General features: G+C 73.0%; 19 protein-coding genes, 1 tRNA gene and 1 pseudogene. 14 read left to right on the forward strand and 7 right to left on the reverse strand.

The features are described from left to right. Positions 1-23 precede the first annotated feature (23 nt). From IFY26_RS11355 to IFY26_RS11370, 4 genes are all read left to right on the forward strand, one after another. Complete coding sequence (locus IFY26_RS11355) at positions 24-1,043, forward strand: DoxX family membrane protein (RefSeq protein ID WP_232549118.1); 1,020 nt, start codon at positions 24-26, stop codon at positions 1,041-1,043. A gap of 202 nt (positions 1,044-1,245) precedes the next feature. Further along, entirely contained in the window at positions 1,246-2,523 is a 1,278-nt protein-coding gene (locus IFY26_RS11360; protein ID WP_232549119.1) for an alpha/beta fold hydrolase, read from the forward strand. Positions 2,524-2,599: 76 nt separating this feature from the next. Further along, positions 2,600-2,672 (forward strand) — tRNA-Thr (locus IFY26_RS11365). Between the two features lie 6 nt (positions 2,673-2,678). Further along, entirely contained in the window at positions 2,679-2,822 is a 144-nt protein-coding gene (locus IFY26_RS11370) for a hypothetical protein (protein ID WP_232549120.1), read from the forward strand. A gap of 63 nt (positions 2,823-2,885) precedes the next feature. Here the strand turns inward: IFY26_RS11370 and IFY26_RS11375 are convergent, their stop codons facing one another. After that, positions 2,886-3,920: a dioxygenase family protein gene (locus IFY26_RS11375; protein WP_232549121.1), complete on the reverse strand. Its 1,035-nt coding sequence runs from the start codon at positions 3,918-3,920 to the stop codon at positions 2,886-2,888. A gap of 233 nt (positions 3,921-4,153) precedes the next feature. Between IFY26_RS11375 and IFY26_RS11380 the strand changes: the two genes are divergently transcribed. Further along, positions 4,154-4,642, forward strand: a complete 489-nt coding sequence (locus tag IFY26_RS11380) for an NUDIX hydrolase (protein WP_232549122.1) — start codon at positions 4,154-4,156, stop codon at positions 4,640-4,642. Positions 4,643-4,683: 41 nt separating this feature from the next. Here the strand turns inward: IFY26_RS11380 and IFY26_RS11385 are convergent, their stop codons facing one another. Both IFY26_RS11385 and IFY26_RS11390 read right to left on the reverse strand, forming a co-directional pair. Then, complete coding sequence (locus IFY26_RS11385; RefSeq protein ID WP_232549123.1) at positions 4,684-5,169, reverse strand: hypothetical protein; 486 nt, start codon at positions 5,167-5,169, stop codon at positions 4,684-4,686. Positions 5,170-5,294: 125 nt separating this feature from the next. Then, a complete protein-coding gene (locus IFY26_RS11390) occupies positions 5,295-6,011 on the reverse strand; it encodes a PIG-L deacetylase family protein (RefSeq protein WP_232549124.1) in 717 nt (238 codons plus the stop codon). Positions 6,012-6,114: 103 nt separating this feature from the next. Here IFY26_RS11390 and IFY26_RS11395 point away from each other — a divergent pair, with 103 nt between their 5' ends. The 3 genes from IFY26_RS11395 to IFY26_RS11405 all read left to right on the forward strand — a co-directional run bounded on the left by IFY26_RS11395 (position 6,115) and on the right by IFY26_RS11405 (position 8,938). Beyond that, on the forward strand, positions 6,115-7,941 hold the full coding sequence (locus IFY26_RS11395) for a DUF2207 domain-containing protein (RefSeq protein ID WP_232549125.1): 1,827 nt from the start codon (positions 6,115-6,117) through the stop codon (positions 7,939-7,941). Between the two features lie 59 nt (positions 7,942-8,000). Beyond that, positions 8,001-8,288, forward strand: a complete 288-nt coding sequence (locus IFY26_RS11400) for a DUF2277 domain-containing protein (RefSeq protein ID WP_232549126.1) — start codon at positions 8,001-8,003, stop codon at positions 8,286-8,288. A 71-nt stretch (positions 8,289-8,359) separates the two neighbouring features. After that, a complete protein-coding gene (locus tag IFY26_RS11405; RefSeq protein ID WP_332836189.1) occupies positions 8,360-8,938 on the forward strand; it encodes a DNA-3-methyladenine glycosylase in 579 nt (192 codons plus the stop codon). A 4-nt stretch (positions 8,939-8,942) separates the two neighbouring features. On the opposite strand, the gene IFY26_RS11410 is transcribed toward IFY26_RS11405, so the two are convergent. Next, positions 8,943-9,119 carry a hypothetical protein gene (locus IFY26_RS11410; protein ID WP_232549128.1) on the reverse strand — a complete coding sequence of 59 codons (177 nt, stop codon included), beginning with the start codon at positions 9,117-9,119 and terminating at the stop codon, positions 8,943-8,945. A 133-nt stretch (positions 9,120-9,252) separates the two neighbouring features. Continuing rightward, complete coding sequence (locus IFY26_RS11415; RefSeq protein WP_232549129.1) at positions 9,253-10,287, reverse strand: adenosine deaminase; 1,035 nt, start codon at positions 10,285-10,287, stop codon at positions 9,253-9,255. A gap of 45 nt (positions 10,288-10,332) precedes the next feature. Here IFY26_RS11415 and IFY26_RS11420 point away from each other — a divergent pair, with 45 nt between their 5' ends. Next, entirely contained in the window at positions 10,333-10,653 is a 321-nt protein-coding gene (locus IFY26_RS11420; protein WP_232549130.1) for a rhodanese-like domain-containing protein, read from the forward strand. On the opposite strand, the gene IFY26_RS11425 is transcribed toward IFY26_RS11420, so the two are convergent. Continuing rightward, positions 10,620-11,630, reverse strand: coding sequence for a metallophosphoesterase (locus tag IFY26_RS11425; RefSeq protein WP_232549131.1), 1,011 nt, complete (start codon positions 11,628-11,630; stop codon positions 10,620-10,622). The two genes, IFY26_RS11420 and IFY26_RS11425, sit on opposite strands and share 34 nt — an antisense overlap. A gap of 685 nt (positions 11,631-12,315) precedes the next feature. Beyond that, positions 12,316-12,828 (reverse strand): annotated as a pseudogene (locus IFY26_RS11430) (inorganic diphosphatase); the annotation flags it as partial. A 133-nt stretch (positions 12,829-12,961) separates the two neighbouring features. Between IFY26_RS11430 and dacB the strand changes: the two are divergent. From dacB to IFY26_RS11455, 5 genes are all read left to right on the forward strand, one after another. Continuing rightward, positions 12,962-14,410: a D-alanyl-D-alanine carboxypeptidase/D-alanyl-D-alanine endopeptidase gene (gene dacB / locus IFY26_RS11435; protein ID WP_232549132.1), complete on the forward strand. Its 1,449-nt coding sequence runs from the start codon at positions 12,962-12,964 to the stop codon at positions 14,408-14,410. Between the two features lie 38 nt (positions 14,411-14,448). After that, positions 14,449-15,423 carry a zinc-dependent metalloprotease gene (locus IFY26_RS11440; RefSeq protein WP_232549133.1) on the forward strand — a complete coding sequence of 325 codons (975 nt, stop codon included), beginning with the start codon at positions 14,449-14,451 and terminating at the stop codon, positions 15,421-15,423. Then, complete coding sequence (gene tilS / locus IFY26_RS11445) at positions 15,423-16,367, forward strand: tRNA lysidine(34) synthetase TilS (protein ID WP_232549134.1); 945 nt, start codon at positions 15,423-15,425, stop codon at positions 16,365-16,367. Before IFY26_RS11440 ends, tilS begins: the two co-directional genes overlap by 1 nt. Before the next feature lie 4 nt (positions 16,368-16,371). Then, the gene (gene hpt, locus IFY26_RS11450; protein WP_232549135.1) at positions 16,372-16,923 is read left to right on the forward strand and encodes a hypoxanthine phosphoribosyltransferase; all 552 of its coding nucleotides are present in this window, start codon (positions 16,372-16,374) and stop codon (positions 16,921-16,923) included. A gap of 397 nt (positions 16,924-17,320) precedes the next feature. Further along, on the forward strand, positions 17,321-18,205 hold the full coding sequence (locus tag IFY26_RS11455; protein WP_232549136.1) for a MetQ/NlpA family ABC transporter substrate-binding protein: 885 nt from the start codon (positions 17,321-17,323) through the stop codon (positions 18,203-18,205). Positions 18,206-18,210 lie beyond the last annotated feature (5 nt).

Genomic DNA, 18,210 nt, shown 5'->3' on the forward strand with positions numbered 1-18,210 from the left:
GACCCGCAGCGAAGGACTTCCCCATGGCCGACGAACGCCACCCCGCCAGCCCGTACGAGCCCGGCGATGAATCGCACGTGACGTACGAGAGTGAGTATGCCGAGACGCCGCGTGAGCACCAGGACTCCGACGCCACCCAGGAATACGCCATGACCGATGCGTTCCGGGACGAGCGCGACGCCCACGCCGGCGCGCACGCGCACGGGACGTTCGAGGACGCCGCCCCACAGGGCGACGACCCCGACCATCGCGACCACGAGCCGCGGAGCCTGGACGACCAGCCCGTGTGGGACGACCGCGATGACACGTTCTACCGCAGCGAGGGGGGCGCCACGGCGGCGTCGGTTCCCGCGGGGGAGGGCGACGTCGCCCCGGCGGTTGCCGGTGCCGGTGCGGTGCCGCACGCGAGCAGCGAGTCTGTTCGCGCCGAGCGGGAGCGGCTGCAGGCGGAGCGCAACGCCCGGCGTGAGGCGCGGCTGGCCGCCCTGGCGCCCGCCCCCCAGCCCGATCCCGGGCTCGCCGCCCAGCGCTCGGAGGCGGCTGGTGTGGCACCCGTCGTCACGGAGCAGGTCGTCACCGAGCGCATCGTCACCCGCCGCAGCACGGACCGCTTCGGCCCCTCGCTCGGGCTGTTCCTGCTCCGCCTCGTCGTGGCGGCCATCATGGGCGTGCACGGCGTCCAGAAGTTGCTCAACCTGCCGGGCACGACGGCGATGATCGGCCAGACGATGATTCCGTACCCCTCGATCATGGCCATCGTGATCGGCGCGGCCGAGGTGGCCATCGCGATCGCGCTCGTGTTCGGCCTGATGACCCGGATCGCTGGCCTCGGCGTGCTGCTGATCGCGGGCGGGGCCCTCGCGTTCGTGCTGTGGGGCAGCTGGAACCCGTTCGTCCCTGGTGAATCCGGTTTCACCGGCGAGCTGGAGCTGCTGCTCGCGGCGGTCGGGGTGTTGCTGTTGTTCACCGGTGGTGGCGGCTGGGCTGTCGATCGCGGCTTCCGCGCCCGGCGTGCCGCCGAGCGCGAAGCGCGCGAGGTCTGATCCGGTGCCCGCGCTGCGGGCACGCACGAGCGCGGCCCTGGTGGCCGCGCTCGTCGCGGTTGCGGGGTGTACCGGCACCTCGCCCCAGCCGGCATCCCAACCCAATACCCCGGCCAGCCAGCAACCCACGCCCTCGGCCGAGCCCGCGGCATCCGCCCCCACGCCGGTGTGGGAGCCGTGTTCTTACGGTGAGTGCGCTGCGGTGGACGTTCCGCTCGACCACGCCGCCCCGGACGGACCCGCGATCACGCTGGCGCTGACGCGCGTCCCCGCCAGCCGGCAGCCCGCCGTGGGCACGCTGTTCGTCAACCCCGGCGGGCCGGGTGGTTCGGGCCGGACCTTCGCAGCCGGCTTCCCGACGGCCGGTCTCGAGGGCTACGACATCGTGGGCTGGGATCCGCGCGGGATCGGTGCCTCCACCCCGGCCCAATGCCCCTCTGGCGCGGCTGCGGACGCGTACCTGGGGCTCGACGGGTCGCCCGACAGCCCCGAGGAGGTCGACGCGCTGGCAGCCGGCAACGCGGCGTTCGCCCGCGCCTGCCGTGACCTGACGGGTGACCTGATCGACCACCTGTCCGTCCGTGACACCGCGGCGGATCTCGATCTGCTCCGCGAGGCCCTCGGCGAGGAGCGGCTCACCTACTACGGCGCCTCCTACGGCACCGCGATCGGCGCGGCCTATGTGGCGCTGTACCCCGACCGCGTTGGCCGGTTGGTGCTGGACGCCGGCGTCGAGCCGCGGCGTCCGCCGGGCGTGCCGCAGGCGTTCGCCTTTGAGAGCGGCTTGGCCGCGTTCTCGGCGTGGTGCGCGGCGTCCGGCTGCCCCCTCGGCCCGGACGCCTCGGCTCGCGTCGCTGCCCTGCTGGGCGACCTGGACGCCACCCCGCTGGCCGTGGGAGACCGCACCCTGACCCAGAGCCTCGCCACGAGCGGGATCGTGACGATCCTCGGTAGCGGCGAGGGCGGCTGGTCGACGTTGGCGGACGCCCTCGCCGCGGCCGAGGCGGGCGACGGCGCGCCGCTGCTGCAGGCGGCCGACGCCCAGACCGGACGCCGCCCCGACGGCACGCACACGAGCATGCTGGCCGGGTTCACTGCCACGTACTGCGCCGACGACGACGTGCGCTCCGCCACGCTCGCGCAGGAGCGGTGGGCCGACGAGCAGGCCGTGGCGCCCATCCTGGGTCACGCGATGGGCTCGCCGTTCCTGTGCGTGGGGTGGACGGCGGCTCCGGCCGAGCCGCTGCCCCTGCCCGCCACACCGGGGGGTGAGGTGGTGGTCATCGGCGCCCCCGGCGACCCGGTGACGCCATTCCCCTGGTCGCAGGAGCTGGCCGCGGCGTTGCCCGGATCGGTGCTCGTCGAGGCACCCGGCCACGGTCACGTGGCGTTCCGGCGCGGTTCGGCGTGCGTGGACGCCGTGGTCGTGGGGCTCCTGGCCGACGCGGCGGTGCCCGGCGAGGGAACGAGCTGCGCCTGACGCCCGTCGCCACCTCGCCCCGGTTTCACCCGGGGCGACCTCACGGCTATAGTTGTGCACCGGCCCGGCGGGCCGCGCCACCTTAGCTCAGTTGGTAGAGCGACGCACTCGTAATGCGTAGGTCAGCAGTTCGAATCTGCTAGGTGGCTCTCTTCATGCCCTCCCACGCGGTGAACCTGTTTGTCGCGGAACCGGCCCCGGCCGATCTGGACGCCGCCCGCCGGTATCGCGACCGGTTGCAGCCCCTGGCCGCGCCGGCCGGACCGGTCGCGTCCCCCGGGGAGAAGTTGTCGCCCTGAGGAAGGCGCGTGTCACCCTGAGACGTGCGACGTCCCGGTGCCCTCAGGGCACCGGGACGCCTCTCACGGCTGGGTGCCCCTCGGGGTTCCGTCACCGCCGGGACCGCCGCCGGCGGCGGGAGCGCTCGCAGCCTCCTGCTCGGTCGTGGTGTCGATGGGTACGTCGATGCTCATGGTGTACCCGTCCGCCACGCTGCCGCTGATCGTGGGCAGCTGCATGTCCCACCCGTCGGAGAACACGTTGTCCGTCGCGAGCGTGACGTTGGCGAAGTTGGCCGGCGACTCGGTGTAGCGGGAATCCTCGTACACCGCCGAGCACTCGTCCTCCGGCATGGCAATCTGCGAGGTGAGGACATTGTTGGTCGCGTCGGTGATGGAGGCGACATCGGGAAAGACCTCGAAATGCATGTGGGGCCAGCGTCCGTCATAACACCCGGGAAAGATCGTGGTGAAGGTCACGGTTCCCTCGGCACCGGCCACCTGGACGCCGCGGAGATAGGTTTCTTCGGTGACGGCGTCGGAATACATGGAGTACTGGCCCAAGGCGTCCGCCTGCCACAGGTACACGGCGGCACCGGTGAAGGGGGCGTCGTCGTTGGCCATGTCGATGATGTTCATCGTGAGGGTGACCGTCACCCCGGCGGCGACGCCGTTGCCGTCGATGCTCGACCGGATGTCGCTGCGCTCGACCCCGGTGATGTCGAGGACGTCGGGGCCGTTTGAGCCGTCCCCCGGGTAGGGGCCGGCCGTCTCGGTCGGCATCTCCTCATCGGTGCTGGACGCGGTCGTGCTCGCCGTGGCGTCCGGGGTGGTCGTGGTCTGCGCGGTGGACGTTCCCGCAGTGGTCGTCGTGGCCGTGGTGCCGCTCGTGCACGCAGCCAGGACGGTGGTCGCCGCTCCGGCGCCGATGACACCGAGGAAGCGACGGCGGGTGGCCAAGGTGGCGATGTCGAAGGTGAGCCCCTGGTCCACCAGCTCCTCCTGGGGGCGGGTGAGGCGGCGGCCCTCGTACGTGCGATCGGTGTCGGTGGTGGGCTGGCCCTCATGCTCGGAGGCCGGCGGGAACGGGCGGGTCGGTCGGGAGAACAGGGGGCTCATCACGGGTCCTTGTTCCTGTGGTGTGTGCTGACATCCCCCACGCTAGGGTGCGAACCTGCGCGCCGGCTGTGCGGCACCTGTGGATGCTCCGGGCAGGGCGGACGCCGCGCACGGCGGGCCCGCCCGAAGCCCGGCGGGTAGGGTGCAGAGCGTTGCCGCGAGCGTCCCGCGGGGAGCCGTGACCGGCGGCGTCCGAGGGATGGCTCGCATCCTCGCCCGAGGGGAAGTTCCGCATGGCCACGCCCGATTTCATCATCGACCTGCGCGAGAAGATCGGGACGATGCCGCTGTGGCTCTCGGGGGTGACGGCCTGCGTCCACCGTGAGACCGACGCTGGTACGGAATGGCTGCTGGCCCGCCGCGCCGACAACGGCTCCTGGACGCCGGTGACCGGCATCATCGATCCGGGGGAACACCCCGGCGATGCTGCCCTCCGCGAGGTCGCCGAGGAGGCCGACGTCGTCGCCGAGATCGAACGGCTGGTGTGGGTCGATGTGACGGACGTGGTCACGTACGCCAACGGCGACCAGACGCAGTACATCAACTTCACGTTCCGCTGCCGCTACGTCTCGGGCGAGCCGGCCCCGGCCGATGGGGAGAACACCGAGGTCGGCTTCTTCCCCGAGGACGCCCTCCCCGCGGTCGAGGGGCGCCACGCCGCCGTCCTCGCCGCCGCCATCCGCAACAAGCCGGAGTGCGGCCTCGGGCCACTCCCGAGCTGAGACCGGACGCCGCGCCGGGTCGGCGGCCGACCGCGGCGCCGTCAGATCCGTTCCAGGCACGCCTCGCCGCGAGCGAGGGCGTGGAGCATGGCGTCCCCGTCGGCGTAACGCTGCACCTCGCGGCGGGTCAGCGCCTCGATCTGCCAGAACGACCCCTCCTCCTTCATTCCCCAGACGTGGTCGCGGTTGGCGGCGACGACGAGGAAGCGGTGGGGCAGGCGGGTGGTCAGGCGGGCCCGTTCGTGGGCCCGGTTGGTGGCCAGGCAGCCGGCGAAACCGGCGGCGGCGAGCGGGGAGGTGTCGGCCGCGATCTCGGCGTCCACCCCGAGGACGTGGAATCCACCCACGCTGAAGCCGTTGCACTCGGCGAGGAAGGAGGCGTAGGAGCGGGGCAGGCAGACGCCCAGCTCCAAGCGCACGGCTTGGCGCAGGTGCTGGATCTGCGCGGCACAGGCGGCGGGACGCACCACGTCCCCGCTGCGCGCCCGGCGGCGCAGCGTCGCGAGATCGGTGGTGAACGTTCCCATGGCGGGATGCTAGGAGCGTCCGGGGCCGAATCGGCCGGCCCTCACACACCCGCCATGCGATTGTCACACCCCCGTCACACGGCCCTCTCGCCCGCTTGCGCGGGCGGGCCCGGCCGCCATTCCCCTCAGAGGTCGTGCACGCGCACCAGCAGGGCATGGTCGGTGCCCAGCTCACGGCCCTGCCCGGCCAACATCTCCGGCAGGAATTCGTCGGGGGAAGGATGGTCCGGGAGGTCGGCGAGATAGGCCCGGTGGGCCGCGAGCGAGGCGACGGCGGCGGCCACGTCGGCGTCCGACACGGCGATGCCGTGGCTCAGCGGGGAGCCGCCGGCGACCACGAGGCGGGAGACGTGCCACGGCTCGAGACCCTCCCGATCCACCAGCTCGCGGAAGACCCAGGGGTTGCCGGCGTCGCGGGCGCCGTCGACGGCGGCGAGGCCCGCGACGCGGTGGTCGGCCTGGTTGAGCCCCCAGGGTGCCTCGTCGGCCCACGTCGTGGTGAGCACGACATCGGGGCGGAACGTGCGCACCTCGCGGGCGACGTCGCGGCGCAGGTCGAGCGAGGGCTGCAGCACGCCGTCGGGATGGTCGAGGATCGTCAGGCGTTCGACGCCGACCGCGGCACACGCCTCGCGCTGCTCGGCCGCACGCAGCGGCCCCACCTCCTCCGGCGGCGCCTGCATGCCGGCCTCGCCGGAGGTGAACAACAGGTACGCGACCTCGATGCCGGCGCTCGTCCAGTGGTGGACGGCCGCGGAGGCGCCGTACTCGAGATCGTCAGGGTGCGCGACGACGCACAGCACGCGCCGGATTCCCTCGTCGGAGAAGCGTTCGATGCCCATGGGGCCACCCTAGATCAGGCCTCCGACAGTACGGCCTGGTCGAGACCTTCGACGAAACCGGAGTCGGACGCGGACTGTCGGAGGGCTGGTCTACCGTGGACGCATGACCCGCACCCTGCGCGCCACCGTCCTGGGCATCCTCGCCGCCGTCCTCGGGCTGCTCGTGTTCGCGGGTGCCCCTGCGACCGCCCGTGCCGACGAGGACAACTGGGCCATCAACCGGTACGACGTGACCGCCCGCGTGGACGCCGACGGGACGGCCCACGTCACGGTTGACCTCGATTTCGACTTCGCCGATGAGCCCGGCCACGGTCCCTTCGTGGCGCTCGTCGAACAACAACGCGTGGAGGGGAACCCCGACGTCTGGCGCAGGGTGAGCTACGACCTGGGCGAGGTGACCAGCAGCACCGGCGCTCCCACCGACGTCGAGACCTCGCACGAGGACGGCTCGCTGCTCGTCCGTATCGGGGATGAGGACGTGGAGGTCGGCGGCGTCCAGAACTACCGCCTCGAGTACACGGCGCGCGGGCTCATCGCGCCCCAGCAGGCGACGAGCGGGCTGGACGAGGTGAACTGGAACGTGGTCGGCACCGGGTGGCAGGTGCCGCTTCGCAACGTGAGCCTCACGCTCTCGGGGCCGACCAACATCCAACGGACGGCCTGCTTCTGGGGCTCCGGGTTCACCGAGCCCTGCACCCACGACGCCACCGCCGCCACGGCCACCTACAGCCACGACCTGCTGGAGCCCGGCGAGGGTCTCCAGGCCGTGGCAGGCTTCCCGTCTGGCACGTTCGTCGGAGCCGGGCCGGTGTTCGAGAAGCGCTACCACCCGGGCAACCTGATCCCCCTCACCCCCGCCACCGGTCTCGTGACGGCCGCCCTCACGGTGCTGGGCGTGGGCGCGGTGCTGCTGCGGACGCGGCGGGGCGCCCGCGACGAGGCCTATCTCGGCCTGACGCCCGGCGTCCGGCCCGCGCCCGGCCAGGAGGCCGCCGTCGGTGCCGCGTTGGCCAAGGCGCCCGTGACCGTGGCGTTCACCCCGCCCAAGGGCGCGCGCCCGGGCGAGGTCGGCGTCCTGCTGGATGCCACGGCCGACGACGTCGACGTCACCGCCACGATCATCGATCTCGCCGTGCGCGGGCACGTCCAGATCAGCGAGGCCGGCCGGGGCTGGCGTTTCACCGAGCGTCGCACCGACGACCCCCTCACCGGCCCCGAGGCGCACGTGCTCAACACGCTGTTCTCCGCCGGCAACCAGGTCACGACGAAGGAGCTGGAGGACAAGCGCTACCACGACCTGCTGCCCGGCACCCGCGGGCGGCTGTACGCCCGGGTGACGCGCGACCTGCACTGGTTCGCCGAGCAGCCGAACCACAGCCGCACGATCGCCGCCTTCGCCGGGGTGGCCATCGCGGTGGCCGGCGTGATCCTCGGGGCGATCCTGGCGGTCGCCGCCGGCTGGGGTCTGGTGGGGCTGGCGCTGTTGATCACCGGTGTGCTCGTCATGGCGCTCAGCAATCGGTTCGGACGCCGCACCGCCGAGGGCTCCGCGGTGCTCGCCGAGGCCAAGGGCTTCGAGTTGTACCTGCGGACGGCCGAGGCCGACCAGATCCGCTTCGAGGAGGGCATCGACATCTTCTCGCGCTACCTGCCGTACGCCATCGTGTTCGGCGTCGCGGACCGGTGGGTGAAGATCTTCTCCGACCTGGCGGCCCGGGGTCAGTACACCCCGGACGACTGGTACATCGGCCCGTCCGGCTTCTTCTACGGCGCCTCGTTCGGCAACGCGTTGAACTCGCTGTCGGGCAACCTCAGCTCGGCGATGCAGGCCTCGGTCGCCAACCAGACGCAGGCGACGGCCGGCTCCTCGGGCGGGTCGGGGTTCTCCGGCGGCGGCGGGTTCGGCGGAGGCGGTGGCGGCGGCTGGTGAGGTGCCGGTTGCCGCGCCGGGCCCTCGACCGGGCCGCAGGGGCATGGCACGCTGGGCGCATGTGCCGCAACATCCGTCCGCTGTTCAACTTCGAGCCCCCCGCCCACCCCGAGGAGGTGGAGGCGGCCTCGCTGCAGTACGTCCGCAAGGTGAGCGGCATGACCAAGCCGTCGCAGGCGAACCAAGCCGCCTTCGATGCTGCGGTGGCCGAGGTCGAGGCGGCGACGCAACGGCTGCTGGACGCCCTGTCCACCGCCGCTCCGCCCAAGGACCGCGAGACCGAGGCCGCGAAGGCGCGTGCCCGCAACGAGGTGCGCTTCGGGACGCCGGCAGCGGCGTCCGCGTGAGGTCGGACCCGCTGGCTCCGGGCCCTGCGGGGCCGGGGGCGGGGGTTGGGGACGCGCCCGTCCCGCCCGATGTGTCGCGGCGTGCGCTCGAGGTGGCGCCGGAGCTGCTCGGCTGCGTGCTGTGGGCCGACGGCGTGGGCGTCCGGCTGGTCGAGGTGGAGGCCTACGAGGGCGCCGACGACCCGGCGTCCCACGCGTGGCGCGGGCCGAGCGGACGCAACGAGGTCATGTTCGGCGAGGCGGGCCACCTGTACGTCTACCAGATGCACGGCCACGCCTGCTGCAACATCGTCTGCGGGCCGACCGGTGTGGCGAGCGCGGTGCTCGTCCGCGCGGGTGAGGTCGTCGCCGGGGTGGAGCGAGCGCGCGAGCGGCGCCCGGGCGTCCGGGACGCGTGGCTGGCCCGTGGCCCAGGAAACCTGACCCGGGCGCTCGGCCTGGCCGCGGCCGACAACGGCGCGCCTTTGTTGGGCGGCGGACGCGTCCGGCTGGAGGCCGGGTCGCCGCCGACCGCAGTGGGCCGGGGGCCGCGCGTGAACGTGTCCCGGGCGTGGGAGCGCGACTGGCGCTTCACCGACCCGTCATCGGCCTCCGTGTCGGCCCTCAAGCTGCACGCCAACGCCCGGACCCCGCGGCCCGCCGGCCGCTGAGGGCTCACTCCTGGACGGAGGCGTCCTCCTGGACGGAGGCGTCCTTCATGGGACGGCACACGACCGTTCCGTCCTGAAACACGTGGCACTCGAACGTGGCTGCGTTGGCGGCCGTGGCGCCGAGCAGCGAGACGCCGGCGCCGATGAGCAGGGCGGTGGCCCAAGCGGTGATCCTCTTCATGGTGGGTTCCTTCCGGTGGTGTGCGTCACGAATCTCGTGACACCTCCCAGGAGGCCGGCAGGCCGGTCCGTGATACGCCGCCGCCCGACCGCGCATCCGGGTGTGGGTGGGGGCGTGACGATGGGTGGAGCGATCAGGTCCCGGCGTCTGGCTCGTCCGCGAGCCAGGTGTCGACCTCGGTGCGCCAGGCCTGCTTGTCGTGGTCGGCAGCGAAGCTCGCGTCGATGGAGGCACGCGCGAGCGCGGCGAGCTCGGCATCGGTGCAGCCGTGGACGTGGCGGGCGGTGGCGTACTGATCGTTGAGCCGGGAGAGGAACAGCAGGGGGTCGTCGGCGCCGAGCGCGACGCGGGCGCCGGCGTCCAGCAACCGGCGCAGGGGCACGGCCCCCAGGTCGGGGTAGACGCCGAGGTGCACGTTGGAGGCCGGGCACACCTCGAAGGAGACGCCCGCGGCCACGAGTTCGTCGAGCAGGGCCCGATCCTCCGTCGCGCGGACGCCGTGACCCAGCCGGGTCGGTTCGAGGTGGCGAAAGACCTGGCGCACGTGCTCGGGGCCGCGCAGTTCTCCGCCGTGGGGCACGCCGGGCAGACCGGCACGCCGGGCGATGCGGAATGCCCCGTCCCACTCAGCGGTGTCGCCCTCCCACTCGTCGTTGTTGAGGCCGAAGCCGCACACATCACCGGGGCCCTGGCCGGCGTGCCGGGCGGCGAGGCGGGCCAGCGTCCGGGCGTCGAAGGGGTGTCGGATGCGCGAGGCGGCGACGATGACCCCCACCTGCACCCCGGCGATGGCGGACGCGACCCGGGCCTCGTCGCAGATGATCTCGAGGGCGGGCTGCAGCCCGCCGACGGAGGCCGCGTACGAGGTCGGATCCACCTGGATCTCGAGGCGGCGCGACCCCTCCTCGGAGTCCTCGACGGCGGCGGCCCGGACGACGGTGCGCAGCGCGTCCTCGCCCTTCACCACGGCGCGAGCGATGTCGTAGAAGCGCTGGAAGCGGAACCAGCCGCGCTTGTCGGCCGGCACCTCGAGGGCGACGGAGTCCACGAGCGCGCTGGGGAGTTCGACGCCCTGGCCGCTGGCGAGCGTGACCAGGGTGGGAATGCTCATCGACCCGGTGAAGTGCAGGTGGAGGTGCGCCTTCGGCAGCCCGGTGAGCGTGCGCATCCGTCGATGCTACCCAGCCGCCGCCCCAGCGGGCAGGATGGGGGCATGACCCAGCAGATTCCCTTGACCGACTTCATCACCCGCCACGCCGAGGGCGCCGTCGTGGTGGACGTGCGCGAGGCCGACGAGTACGCGCAGGGCCACGTTCCGGGCGCGGTGTTCGCTCCGATGAGCGACATCACGTCCCACCTGGCCGACCTGCCGCGGGGCCGCGAGGTCTACGTCATTTGCGCCGCTGGCCGCCGCAGCCTCGCGATGGCCGAACTGATGGAGGCCAACGGCATCCTGGCGATCTCCGTGGACGAGGGCACCCAGGGCTGGGTCGCCGCCGGTCAGCCGGTGGTCACCGAGTCAGACCCGCGCTGAACCCCGGCGCCTGCGAGTCGCGCGCGGGCGTCCGCGCTGCTGATGGAGGGGTGGACGCCCTCGCCGCGGGCCAGGGGCACGGCCGTGACGACGAAGGAATCCTCGAACAGCTCGACCAGGGAGAAGCCGGTGTTGGCGTCCTGGCCGCGCAGGTCGGGGCTGAGGCCGACCTCCTGGGTGTAGGTCAGCGAGGACGCCATGGCCACCGGGACGCCCGCCACCGTGCCGAACCCCGTCTGGTGGAAGTGGCCCGAGAGGATCAGGCGGGTGTCGGTGCCGCGCACGACCTCGGCGAGGGCACCGGGGTTGCGGAGCGGCCACAGTTCAGTGGCGTCCTGGGGCTGGGGGAGCGGGCAGTGGTGGACGACGAGAACGGTGCCAGCCTCAGCGGGGTGCTCGAGCCGGGCCGAGAGCCAACTGAGGGCCTCATCGCTGAGCTGACCCGCCGGCGTCCCGGGGACGTTGGAGTCCACCGTCAGCACGCGCAGCCCGCGGAGGTCGTGCTCGCCCAGGATGAGACCTGAAGGTCCCACGCCGTCGCCGATCCCGAGGCCGGCCCGGAAGGCCGCGCGTTCGTCGTGGTTGCCGTTGCCCCAGATCACGCGGACGCCTGCCGTCGCCGCTGCGGCGCCGACCTGTTCGGCCAAGAAGGCGTAGGACGCCGGCGAGCCGTCGTCGGAGAGATCCCCGGAGAACACCCATGCGTCGCAGCGCACACCCCAGGTGGTGAGTACGTCCAGGGCGGCGGTGAGACGGGCTCGGGCGTCCACCACGCCGTCGATGCGGGAGCCGTCGCCGGTGAGGTGAAGGTCGGACAGGTGCGCCAGCACGTGGCGGGGCCGCGGCCGGGAGAGCGGGGGTTGGGGAGTCGCTGCGGACGCGGTGCTATCGGTGGACGCGGTGGTGGCGGGCGCCGGGCCCCGCGGGCTCGATGGTGTTGCGCCGGTGGCGGAAGGATCCAGGGGTGGTGGGGTCATCGTGTCCTCCTCAGTCACTGCCTCAGGGTAGGGGCTGGGGCTGACAATCGAGCGCGTCGAGGTGCACCGGACCCAGCCGATCAGGCAGCGACCTCGGGGCGGGCGGGTTTGTCGCACCGGCGGCGTCCGACAGCGGGGCCCATGCTGCGTTGGCGTCGAAGCCAGGGATGGTGTTCGGGTCCACAACCGGCAAGTCCGGATCCGGTGTGGGTGTCGCGATTGCTCTGCCGGGGGTGTCGGCCCCACATGGCGCGCCATGCGATCACGTGGCGCGCTCAGTGATCACGTGGCGCAGGGGAACTTACGTGGCGCAGGGGAACTCACGAGGCGCAGCGGAACTCACGTGGCGGGCCTTGGACGGGCCTCCAGGTGAGGCCCGCATCGCCATGTGAGGTCGGGGCGCGCCACGTGAGCTCAGGGTGCGCCACGTGAGGTCGGGGTGCGCCAGGTGCAAGGGGAATGCGCGACGTGAGACGAGCTGAGCTGATCGAGATCAGGCTGACTCCGGAGGAACCGACGGCCCTGCTCACACTCCGGTTCCTGCCTCAAACTCCGGCTCCAAACCTGGAGTTTGAGACCCAAGCGTGCGTGTCGCGGCCCCACCGGGGGCCGGTGCTCAGCCCTCCGCGGGCTTCTCGTCGTGGAGGCCGCCGATGGTGTCGCGGGCGTCGCCGCCCTGGGGCGGGGTGAACTCGTTCTCGAAGTCGGTGCCGCGGGCGCGATCCCAGCTGGCGCGGATCTCGTTCTCCGCGTCCTCGCGGGCGACCCAGACGGCTCCCTCGACGGACTTGCCGGGCTCGAGATCCTTGTACACCGAGAAGAAGTGCTCGATCTCCAGCAGCGCGAGGTCGGCGAGGTCGGTGAGGTTGCGCAGGCCCTGCTGACGGATGTCGGCGATCGGCACGCACAGCACCTTGTCGTCACCGCCCATCTCGTCCTGCATCCGGAACATGCCGATGGCGCGGCACTCGATGAGCGCCCCGGGGAACGTCGCCTCGGGCAGCAGCACCATCGCGTCGAGCGGGTCGCCGTCCTGCCCGAGGGTGCCCTCGATGAAGCCGTAGTCGTTCGGGTACTGCGTGGAGGTGAACAGCGTGCGATCGAGGCGGATCCGGCCGTTGTGGTGATCCATCTCGTACTTGTTCTTGGTGCCCTTGGGGATCTCGACGGTCACGTCGAAGCGGAGTTCAGGCTTCATCTTGGGACGTTCGAACGCGTGACGCATCGGGGTTCCTTCGGCTCGTGGGTCAGAACAGGTTTGAGCGTAGCGGGTGGCAGGATGGGGGTCACCCTCCCGGCGTCACCTCCGGGAGTGACGACAGGAGATGCGCGTGGCACGTCGCCGGGGCTGGGTCTGGCCGACCGTCACCTGGATCGCCGTGCTCACCGTCGGCGTGGCCGTCTGGGTGGTTCGGTTCCCCGTGGCGCAGGCGCTCGACACCGACCCCCGGGTCGGCGTCGGCCACGTGGCGGCGCGTCCCGTGGCCGACGCCCCGGACGCCGTCCTCCCCGTCCTCCCCGCCCCCTCCGTCACCCCCACCTCCGACCCCGCCACCCCCGTCCCCGCCACCCCCGTTCCCGATCCAGGCACCCCCGACCCAGACACCCCCAATCCCGCCGCCGTCGCGGCCCGGCTGGCCGCGATCCCCAACCCGGGCGGGGGCGACATCGTGGGCGTCGTGCTGGATGCCCGCACCGGGGCCGAGATTCACCGGATCGGCGACGGGGTGCGGACGCCGGCGTCCAGCATGAAGGTGCTCTCGGGGGTGGTGGCCCTCGACGTGCTCGGCCCCGAGACCCGCTTCGCGACCACGGCCCTCCTCACCGCCGACGCCGGCACGGTCGTGCTCCGCGGTGGAGGGGACCCGCTGCTCACCTCGGCCCCGGCCGCCGCGGGCACCCACCCCCAGCCGGCCTCGCTGCAGGAGCTGGCCGCGGCGACGTCGGCCGCGCTGCAGGCGCGCGGGATCGGCACGGTCGCGCTCGACCTCGACGCCACGCGCTTCGGCGGCCCGGCCTGGAATCCGGAGTGGCCCGACATCTTCGCCACCTCGGTGGCGCCCATCACCGCCCTGACGGCCGACCACGCGCGCCCCGACCCGGCGAGCGCCGTGCGCGACCCCGACCCGGCGCGCTTCGCCGCCACCCGCTTCGCCGAGGCCCTGAGGTCGGCCGGCATCGCCGTGACCGCCGTCAACCCCGCGGCCACGCCCGGTGATGCCGTCGAGCTCGCCCACGTGGAGTCCCCGCCGGTGCGCGCCCTGGTGGGGGAGTCGCTGCTGCGCTCCGACAACGACACCGCCGAAACCCTCACCTGGCAGGTCGCGGTGGCGCGCGGCCGCCCCGCGACCCCGGCGGACGCCGCCGCCGTCCTGGCCGAGGAGCTCCAACGCCTCGGGCTGTGGACCGACGGCATGGTGGTGCACGACGGCAACGGCATCGCCGGCACGAACCAGGTGAGCCCGGACGCGCTGGCCCGCGCGGTGGCCCTGGGCATCGCCCACGACGACCTCCGCGCCCTCGCCACCGGGCTGCCCGTCGCCGGCGTCACCGGCACGCTCGCGGAGCGCTACACCGCGCCCGATTCCCTCGCCGGCCGCGGCGTCGTGCGGGCCAAGACCGGCACCATCCGCGGGGTCAACACCCTCACGGGGTACACGGTGACCGCCGACGGCCATCCGCTGGTGTTCGCGTTCATGGTGTCCGGCGGAGCGGGGCAGACCTCGGCCCGCGCCTGGCTGGACGCGGCGAGCGCGGCGCTCGCGTCCTGCGGCTGCTGAGCGCGTCGACCCGGCCAGGCCCGCCTACGCTGGGCGGCATGGGATCGGTTCCGCACGTCGACGCCGGCGCCGCCGTCGCGACCGGGGTGCGACTGATGCCCCCCGGCCCGGCCCGATCGCCGGCGCAGGCGCGCGCCCTCGTGTCCTCCTTGCGCCGGGCCGCCGCGGCGTCGGTGCAGCCCGTGGCCGACGTCACCCGGCTCGACGCCACCGCCGCGGGGCCCATGCGCATCGTCGACCGGGCCTCGTGGCTCCAGGCGAACGTGACCATGGCGGTCGCGATGGTGGCGGAGGGCTCCGCCGAGCACCGCGCGCCGCAGGGCCTGCGTGAGCGCCTCGCCGCCCGCGCGAACGGCGCCCAGCTCGGGGCGGTGCTGGCGGCGTTGGGCACCCGCATCCTCGGCCAGTGGTTGCCGTTCGCGCCGGAGCCGCAGCTCCTGCTGGTGGCGCCCAACGTGGCCAAGGTGGAGGCGTCGCTCGGCGTCCGGCCCCGGGACTTCCGGCTGTGGGTCTGCCTGCACGAGCAGACCCATCGCCTCCAGTTCGCGCGCGCCCCCTGGTTGCGCGACCACCTGATCGGCGAGATGGCTTTGCTGCTGGCCGACGTGGACGCCGCCGCCGGGCCCGAGCGCCCGCACAGCCTCGTCGAGGCCGCGCTGAGCCCCGATCAACGTGTGGTGTTCGCCCGCGTCGGGGCCGTGATGGCCCTGCTGGAGGGGTACGCCGACGACATGATGGACCGGGTGGGTCCCGATGTCGTGCCCACGGTCGCCCACATCCGCCGCACGTTCGAGGCGCGGCGCCACCGCGGCGGCGCCGTCGCAGTGCTCAACCGCCTGCTGGGCATGGACGTGAAGCTCGCCCAGTACCGCGACGGCGCCCGCTTCTGCCGGGCCGTCATCGGTCGGGTCGGCGTCGACGGACTCAATGCCGCCTACGACGGCCCCGAGCAGCTCCCGAGCGCCGCCGAGATCGCCGACCCCGGGCGCTGGGTGCGCCGCGTCCACGGCTGATGGCCCGGCGCGCCCTGGGGCCGGCCACGCTGCGCGTCGTGCAGGCGGTGGACGCCCTCGCCCCCGCCCCCTGGCTGGTCGCGTGCTCCGGGGGAGCGGACTCCTTGGCGCTCGCCTGGGCCGCCCACCACGTCGCGACCCGCCGCGGCACCCGCGCCCGGGCCCTCGTCGTCGACCACCAGCTGCAGGCCGGGTCGGACGCCGTGGCCGCCCGCGTGGTCGCCACGCTGGCCACGTTCGGGCTCGATGCCCACGCCGTCCCCGTCGTCGTCGGCCACGACGGGGCCGGGCCCGAGGCGTCCGCCCGGGCAGCGCGCCACGCCGCCCTCGCAGCGGGCCTCGCCCCCGACGAACGCGTCCTGCTGGGCCACACCTTGGACGACCAGGCCGAGACCGTGCTGCTCGGCCTGGCGCGCGGCTCGGGTCTCGCGTCGCTGGGTGGCATGGCGGCCGCGCGGGACCATCTCAGCCGGCCCCTGCTCGGGTTGCGCCGAGACACCACGCGCGCCTGCTGCGACGAGCTCGGTCTCACGCCGTGGGACGACCCCATGAACGCCGACCGCCACTTCGCGCGCGTCCGCGTCCGCGACGTCGTGCTGCCCGTGCTCGAGGCCGAGCTCGGCCCGGGCGTCGCCGAGGCCCTGGCCCGCACCGCCCAGATCGCCCGCGCGGCGTCGGAGGAGTTGGACGCCCGCGCGCCGTTCCCCGACGCGCTCGCCGCAGACTGCGCCCACCTGGCCGGGCTCGCTCCCGGCCAGCGGCGCCGCGCGCTGCGCGCCTGGCTGCTGCGGATGGGTGCGGTCGAGGCGCAGGCCGTGCACGTGGCCGCGGTGGAGCGGCTGGTCACCGCCTGGCGCGGCCAACGCGGGGTCGACGTGCCGGGCGGCCGGGTGGCCCGCCGGGACGGGCGCCTGACCTGGACGCCCCGTTCCGCGTTAGGCTGAGCAGGTGAAGGCCTCCCAGATCCCCGCGGAACTGACCCAGGTGCTGTACACGAAGGAGCAGGTGGACGATCGCCTGCGCGACGTGGCGGCCGAGATCGACGCCGAGTACGGCGACAAGGACCTCCTCCTCGTGGGCGTCCTCAACGGCGCCGTCATGGTGATGGCCGACCTCTCCCGGGCGCTGCGCAGCCACGTGGAGATGGACTGGATGGCGATCTCGTCCTACGGGTCCGGCACCCAGAGCTCCGGCGTCGTGCGCATCCTCAAGGACCTCACCACCGACATCGAGGGCCGCCACGTCCTGGTGGTGGAGGACATCATCGACACCGGCCTCACGCTGGCCTACCTGATGCAGAACCTCGCTTCGCGCAAGCCCGCCAGCCTCGAGATCATGACGATGTTCCGCAAGCCGGAGGCGCTGAAGAACCCGGTGTCGGTGAAATACGTCGGCTTCGACCTGCCCGACGAGTTCGTCGTGGGCTACGGCCTCGACTACGCCGGTCGGTACCGCAACCTCACCGACGTGGGCACCCTCGCCCCCCACGTCTACGCCTGAGGCGGGGCAACCCCCGGCCGGGGGTTGGAGCACCGGCGAACGCGGTACTAGTCTGAGGGACACAAAAGGTCGGCCCGGCGCCGGCCCCGCAGTACGGGAGGTTATGGTGGCGCGTCGCGTGCCCATGGTCCGGCAGCCGTTGGCCTGCTGGTCGCGCCGCCACATCGACATGATGCGGGCGAACTCCGACCGCTGTCGCTGACGCCTCCTGCGTCGCGGACGCCCCGCCCCGAGCCCGCCGCCCCAGAGGCCCAGTCCCCCGGGCCGGTGCAGGCCGGGGATGCCACTCCACACCCGACGCTCGCGCACCGCGCTCTTCAGCACCGCACTCCCCAGCACCGCACCTTGACCTGACGAACGAACTCCCCACCCACCTGTCTACCCGAAGGCCACCACCATGCGTTTCACTAAGCCCGCCGCCGCCCTCGCGGCCACGTTCCTGTTCGCCCTCGCCGGCTGCGGGTCGCCCAGCAGCGATACCACGGCCGCGACCGCGGACGACGCCGTGATCTCGGTCGGCGTCGTCGGCGCCAGCTCACCGGAGTGGACCGTGTTCACCGACAAGGCCGCCGATCTCGGCATCGACGTCGAGATTCGCGACTTCACCGACTACACGACGCCGAACCCGGCCGTGTCCGACGGTTCGCTGACCGCCAACCAGTTCCAGCACCTGCTCTACCTGGCGCGCTACAACCTCGACAACAACGCCGATCTGGTGCCGATCGCGTCCACCGCGATCTATCCGCTGGCGCTCTACAGCAGCTCGTTCACCTCGGTCGACGCGATCCCCGAGGGTGCCCAGATCGCCGTCCCGAACGACGAGACCAACAAGTCGCGCGCCATCCACCTCCTCGCCGAGAACGGTTTGCTCACCCTCACCGAGGGCACCGGGATCATCGCCGCGGAGGAGAACATCGACACCGCGGCCTCACGCGTGAGCGTCGCTCCGATGGACGCCCAGCAGACCGTCACCGCGCTGCCGTCTATCGCCGGCGCGGTCGTCAACAACGACTTCGTCAACGACGCCGGGCTCGACCCCGCCGATGCCCTCGTCGAGGACGACCCCGCCGACCCCTCAGCGCAGCCCTACATCAACGTGTTCGTCGTCCGGGCCGCGGACGCCGACAACGAGCGTCTGGCCCAGCTCGCCACCATCTTCCACGACCCCGACTTCACAGCGGCGCTGGCGGAGCAGTCGGCCGACTCGGCCGTGATCGTGGACGAGACGCCCGAGGAGCTCCAGGCGATTCTCGCCGACGTCCAGTCCTCGCTGGCGGGCTGACCGAG

The organism is Propioniciclava soli, assembly GCF_014858005.1.
GTDB classification, from domain to species: Bacteria; Actinomycetota; Actinomycetes; order Propionibacteriales; family Propionibacteriaceae; genus Propioniciclava; species Propioniciclava soli.